This is a genomic window from Flammeovirga sp. EKP202 (assembly GCF_014534745.1).
Taxonomy (GTDB): domain Bacteria; phylum Bacteroidota; class Bacteroidia; order Cytophagales; family Flammeovirgaceae; genus Flammeovirga.
The window spans coordinates 213,653-220,001 of sequence record NZ_JACVVP010000007.1 but is presented as its reverse complement, the minus strand read 5'-3'; the positions used below and the strand labels follow the sequence as shown (position 1 = coordinate 220,001).

6 protein-coding genes are annotated in these 6,349 nt (G+C 32.3%); 2 read left to right on the top strand and 4 right to left on the bottom strand.

The window, feature by feature from the left end:
* Nucleotides 1–618: 618 nt before the first annotated feature.
* Nucleotides 619–1,386, bottom strand: coding sequence for a creatininase family protein (locus tag IC221_RS06450; protein ID WP_188168173.1), 768 nt, complete (start codon nt 1,384–1,386; stop codon nt 619–621).
* Between the two features lie 544 nt (nt 1,387–1,930).
* Between IC221_RS06450 and IC221_RS06445 the strand changes: the two genes are divergently transcribed.
* The gene (locus IC221_RS06445) at nt 1,931–2,545 is read left to right on the top strand and encodes a hypothetical protein (RefSeq protein WP_044201886.1); all 615 of its coding nucleotides are present in this window, start codon (nt 1,931–1,933) and stop codon (nt 2,543–2,545) included.
* Nucleotides 2,546–2,903: 358 nt separating this feature from the next.
* Here the strand turns inward: IC221_RS06445 and IC221_RS06440 are convergent, their stop codons facing one another.
* The 3 genes from IC221_RS06440 to apaG all read right to left on the bottom strand — a co-directional run bounded on the left by IC221_RS06440 (nt 2,904) and on the right by apaG (nt 5,643).
* Nucleotides 2,904–3,566 carry a response regulator transcription factor gene (locus tag IC221_RS06440; protein ID WP_052444140.1) on the bottom strand — a complete coding sequence of 221 codons (663 nt, stop codon included), beginning with the start codon at nt 3,564–3,566 and terminating at the stop codon, nt 2,904–2,906.
* A 42-nt stretch (nt 3,567–3,608) separates the two neighbouring features.
* Complete coding sequence (locus tag IC221_RS06435) at nt 3,609–5,165, bottom strand: histidine kinase (RefSeq protein ID WP_188168172.1); 1,557 nt, start codon at nt 5,163–5,165, stop codon at nt 3,609–3,611.
* An 88-nt stretch (nt 5,166–5,253) separates the two neighbouring features.
* Nucleotides 5,254–5,643 (bottom strand): Co2+/Mg2+ efflux protein ApaG, encoded by a 390-nt coding sequence (gene apaG, locus IC221_RS06430; RefSeq protein ID WP_044201877.1) that lies wholly within the window; start codon nt 5,641–5,643, stop codon nt 5,254–5,256.
* A gap of 216 nt (nt 5,644–5,859) precedes the next feature.
* Here apaG and IC221_RS06425 point away from each other — a divergent pair, with 216 nt between their 5' ends.
* Nucleotides 5,860–6,339 (top strand): MarR family winged helix-turn-helix transcriptional regulator, encoded by a 480-nt coding sequence (locus tag IC221_RS06425; protein WP_188168171.1) that lies wholly within the window; start codon nt 5,860–5,862, stop codon nt 6,337–6,339.
* Nucleotides 6,340–6,349: the final 10 nt, after the last annotated feature.

Here is a 6,349-nt window from a genome sequence, read left to right as displayed (position 1 = left end):
AGGTTTGAAGCTGAATCTCTCAAAAAAAGATAATTATCTTTTCTGCTTAGACAGTCCGAACTACTGGGGTAACTATAGTTAAAGAAGGTTTCTGTTTCCTAAGCGTCATTAAAGCTATATAATTTTGAAGATTCATGAAAATAGATTTATCATTAGTTTACTGAGTAATTTGGCTACTCTTAGAAGTCATTATTATAAAATACTACCCAATGGACACTCCTCTTAAAATTTAAAGTCTTTTTTATCATTAAACTCTTTTTTGAAAGTTCAACTTTTTTCAAAACCCAATAAGAAAATTTTGTAATTGTAAGCTTATTAAAGAGTTAATGTATAAGTATGTATTTTAAGTAATTTTGTATTGAATAATAAAAACAGTGACTTATTTATGTCAATGAACAAAAACTGCATTATTACATATTTTATACTGTAGTTAGAGCATACTTGCTCTTACATGTTTAAAATGAAGGTTTTTAAAAATGAATAAATGCTCACTCTAAGTGAATAAAAGTGATTTTACTTTAAGTGTATACTCATACACTTTATGAACATTTTTTTATATTAATGCAAATACTCATAACAATGCTATAGGATTACCTTTTAGCACCATACCTCATTGTTTTATTTATACATGTTTTTTTGATCGACATCATTTAATTCACAAAGAAATTCTCCCAGCTTATTAGTGATCGCTATAAAATAGTTTTCCCCTTTCTCTTTAGTGGCTAAGGCAGGGTTTCCTGTTCCAGTATCTTCACTGATTTCGGACCATTTTCTTTCGGTCCATACCCAACCTTCATTAAAGGCCTCTACCACATTTCTTTTTTCAGTTCCCTTTCCCCATTTTTCTTTTGGTAAAACGAGGTCATTAGCCAAATGAAGTATTAGACTAGTTTCTAGCTCATCAGCATGATCCCCTGGGTTGTCAAAATATTTATTCCTATCAAGGACTTGAAACCAACTTGATGTACAAACAAACATCTCAGGGTATTTTACACCTAATTCTCTGACTATCGTTTTAAAATCATTTCCACCATGTCCATTAAGAATTAGTAGTTTATTAACTCCATGTCTATTTAATACTTCTATGGTATCATTGAGGATAGCCTTCTGAGTGCCTGGATAAATATTCATATCTAAGTAAATGTCTGTTTGTCCTGTATTTACCCCAAATGGGATGGTTGGCAAAACAATTACTTTTGCTCCTTTCTCCCAAGCTATCTTTGCTGCCTCAGAGGCGATGGCATCTACTTGAATATTATCTGTAGCATAGGGTAAGTGATAATTATGAGCTTCGGTAGCACCCCATGGTAAAATTGCAACTTCGAAGTCAGCGTCCTGAAGAGTTTCCCAATGACACTCGGCTAAAATATAAGGTCTATTTTTCATGATTTAATTGGTTTAGTTTTGTCGTATTGATTGAAATGGAGTTTAATCCAAGAGTTAAGTAATTAAAACTACTTTTTTATCTTGATAAATTGATTTTTAGAATCTAAATAATGTTTAAATGATGTGGTTTTTATAGTTGTAGCATTATCCCATACCTTTTCCTGCTATTACTACATAAAAATTCTTACGGTTTGACAGCCTTTAAATTATCATAAGTGAATAAATATTCACTGTAGTGTTAACTAAATGTTAACATGATGATTTTAACATATTTTAAATCTATTTTTTCGCGATAAGTGTATGCTGATACACTTTACAAACATACTATTACATAACAGCTATTCCCCACAACATTGCCATAGGATCAACTTACACTTAATGAGTAAAAAAGAATAAAGTGTATTCTGTACGAAATAATATTATTTAAAAATGTAAATTTACACTTAAAATATTTTGGTGATTTTGACTTTGACAATAGAATTTTATCCTACACCTTTGTGATGTAATCAAAACAGAACAAAACGAAAAATTAAATATACATACTATGAAAAAGTTAACATTCTTATTCGCCACACTATTAATCTCTCTTAGTATATCAGCTAAAGATTATTATTTACCATTTAACGGAATTTCTTATTTCTTCAAAGCTTCTACTGATGGAACATCAGCATCTATTATTTTCGATAATTTAGAAGGAGAAGAAATTAGTTTTCAAATAGCAGACGAAGCTGGAAAAGTTTATACTTCAAAAACAGTTATTGCATCTGGAAAAGTTAAAGAAGACATTAATTTTAAAAGTTTACCAGAAGGAAAATATTCTTTTAAAATGAAGTTTGAAGATAAAATATTAGTGAGAGAGTTTTTTGTTACTCCATCAAATACAGCAGTAATGATGAACTACCAATTAGCTTCTTCAAACCAAAAATTTAAAATATCTGTAGCAAAAGAAAACTTACACATCATTTTAGGTAAAGATGTTGAAGGTTTTGTAAGAGTGAAGTTGTCAAAAGACAATGGTGAGTCTATCTATAACTCAAAATTCGTAGCAGGTGCGAAAAACGTAAAACGTTTCGACCTTTCTACATTACCTACAGGTACTTATACTGCAGAATTAATCATTGACGGAGTATCTTACTCAGATTCTTTCTCAGTATTATAATTAGACATTAAGATAAAATAAAAATATAAGTAATAATTCATTTCATTTCATACTTTGGAGAGGCTATCATATAAATGGTAGCCTCTTTTGTTTTATTATTTCGTTGTCATTAGACAGTTGATTTTTGAAGCATTAAAAAAAGTCCGTTCTATAAGACCGGACTTTTCCTCATTCTGTAACTGATGAACTATTGTGCTATCTATTTCTCTATTTACTACTCTAAATTCGACTTATAACTTTTTATCCTAGGTTTAACAGGAAAATTTTCTTTTACTGTTTTAATATATAACAAATGTACAACGGCACTGTCGTCAATACATGAGTTTTATACCTAATCCGCATAGGTAAAATACCTATTTTAAGCTTTTAAGTCCGAAAATAGCTTGTGTTTGATAGCATACATCACCAATCCAGCGACATTCCTTTGTCCTGTTTTATCCAGGAGATTCCTTTTATGAGCATCTACAGTTCTTGGTGAAATGTAGAGTTTTTCTGATATTTCTTTATTAGTACATTGATCAATGATGAGCCTCAATACTTCCTTTTCTCGAAGTGTCAGTACAAAATGAGCATCGTTCGCATTGGCAGGGCGGGCCTCCTTTTCCTTATAACTGCTAATAATATTTTTGGTGGCAGAGGAGCAATAATAACTATCACCATCTCTTACGGCCCTTGCTGCTTTTAGAATTTCTTCTTCTGTACAATCTTTGAAAAGATAGCCATCAGCACCTGCATTGACCATATTTTTGATATAATCGCTGTCCATCATCATGCTCAAGGCGATTACTTTTATATCAGGAAAGGTCTCTTTTATCTTTTTTGTTGCACTAATGCCATCCATTCCTTTCATTGAGATGTCCATAAAGATCAAATCCACATTCATTGCATTGAGGGCATTGAATGCTCTTTCTCCACAATCTGCCTCCGCAATGACTTCGAAATCGTTACAATTTTTAAAATAAGATCTTATACCATGACGTATCACACTATGATCGTCGACTAATAATATTTTGGTTTTCATAATTTATAGTTTGGTTTTAGGTTTATTCCTTAATTTAATAAATCAATTTGTAAATGTTTTTAGCTGAATGATAATACATGTTCCATAATTAGGGGAAGAATCAATATCAATTGTTCCTTCAATCGAGCGAACTCTGTCTTTCATACTCAATAAACCGAGCCCATTGGCTTCACTTTTTAAAGCCTCTTTAACATCAAAACCCTCGCCGTTATCTTCAATCATCAATGTAATTAAATCAAGATGTTGATTTAAGGAAATTGAAACTTCAGTTGCTTTGCCATGCTTAAAAGCATTTTGAATTGCTTCTTGAGTGACTCTCAGCAGTATATGTTGTTGAGCGAAAGACATGGCATTCTTTTCAATTTTATAGAAAAAATTAACCTCTTTGTTATTGATGGTTCTATAAGTATCTACCAATTTTTCTATAGAACCAACAAATCCTAACTTCTCAATGGAAGTCGGCATTATGTTATGTGCAATATTTCGCCCTTCCTTTGTTGCCTCTCTGACTTGTTCTCGTATTCGTTGAATGATCTTTCTTTCCTCACCGTTTAGATTGTTGGTGTTTTTAAGAAATTCATCCAATTGATAAATAGAGGCTGTAAGCGTTTGCCCAAGACCATCGTGGATTTCCTTGGCAAAGCGTTCGCGTTCCTTATCTTCGGTCTGTAATACTGCTTTTTGAATGTTATCAGTATGATTCTTGAAGAAAGTAATGTCAGAATGTTTTCCAATTACGCGGATTACTTTTCCATCCACATCTTTTTGAACTGCCACTTTGAGAAGTATCCATAGCGTGTTTCCAGAGGGCGTAATCATCCTAAAAATAGATTGAAATCCATTTTTAATCAGAATATCTCTTTGTAACATTCTAATGGTGTTAGGACGGTCTTCAGGATGGATTAAATTTAAAAGGACAGAAATATCTTCTTCTTTTCCTTTTTTATCTATTTCCAGCATCTGATAAAAAGATTTAGAATAATAGACTTTTCGAGTAATATGATTCCAATCCCAAAGCCCTTCTTTAGAAGCTTCAAACGATAAACGCTGACGTTCTTCGTTTTCAAAAATGGCTTGAGCATTATCGGCAGTATATTCCAGATCCAAAGGGAGGTCTGAAAGTAGAGCAAGATCGTCATTATGTTCAATCTTGCCCTCCAACATTTCATTCAATGCTTTTGCCTGAAGTAGTGCATGTAATTTTTTTTCTTTGGTCAGTAACTGAGACACTTTTTCCTTTAAGCGAATCACTTCTTTGGCTTTGTCTTGATCTACCTTATGATCGAGTTCTAGGGCCACCCACACGTATAAAGTTTGATGTTTTGTGAGTGAAACACTATGCTTCTTATGGCTTTCTTTGTGTAAAAGATAACCGGACCAACTTTCTTGGTCTGACATTAAAACCTTAGGTGTTTTATCCTTTAGCGTTCCGAAGTCATAATATTGATGGATGCTTTGAAGTGTATTACCTCTTTTATTGGTACTGATTACTTTACCAAAATCATTTAAAATAGCTATAAACAATAGCTTATTGAATATATAATCATGCAATTCCTCTATATGAAACGAAGAATTATTGTGTGATTCTTGGGCTGTCATACGAACTTTAGCGGTTGAAAAGCGAGCTTTAGGTTTACTTTAATTTACCATAAATCATGCTTTTAAAAAAGCGCTATGTATGATCTACCTAGTTATTGAAGAAACTTGGTACCAAAGTGAACTCTGGGATTTGTACTTCAAAAAGTGTGTTGTCCTCGATTTTACGCATTACATAAGTACCTGACATTTTACCACATGGAGAAGGAAAATGACAACCCGAATTGTACTCAAAAGATTGTCCAGGAATCATGATTGGTTCCTTACCAACCACACCTTTCCCATTGACTACATTGCGAACTTCACCCGTAATATCGGTGATCTCCCAATTTCTTCTTAGTAGTTGAATTTTATTGGCACTAAGGTTTTCTATTTTGATCTTATAGCTAAATACGTAATGTCTTCTTGATGGAACAGAATACTCAGGAAGATAGAAGGTTTCAACACTGACTTTTATTCCGTCTGTTATTGCAATTTCCATAGCAGATAAAATTTAATAAATACATCTAATCATGATGTCACAAACAAAAAGTAGAGTAGATGAGATGTTAATGATAATTGTAATTTACTACACAATTTCTTTAAAGTTAGTGATTTATATTCTATTTCCCATATTATGTATAAGTACTTATATATTTTACAGCTTTTCCTTGTAAATATGTAAGTACTTATATACTTTTGGGTAAAACAAAGAAATATGGATTTTTATCAGTCAGCAGGAACACTAGTATTGGGCAGTAGACTAAGGAGATTAGGAGAGCGATTTCTCTCTGAGGTTTCAAAAGTCTATGAAGCCAAAGGGATAGAATTTGATCCCTCTTGGTTTCCCGTTTTTTATTTGTTAGATGAACATAAAAAGCTGTCAATGAGAGATATTTCTGATCAATTAAATGTAAGTCACTCGGCAGTAAGTCAATTGACTACTGCATTGATCAAGAAAAAATTACTCAAAGTTGAAAAGGATGAAAATGATGGACGAAAACGATTAATTCTTTTTACAGAGAAAGGGGATGAATTAGTCAAAAAAAGTAAGCCTATCTGGGCATCCATACAACTTTCGATGAAAGAAATAACGGAACAAAATGAATGTCAGATTTTGAAGGAATTGAAAATTTTAGAGACTTCATTGACCGAAAAATCTTTGTCCGAACGAGTTATGGACAACTTGGAGAAGTAAAAAACATACA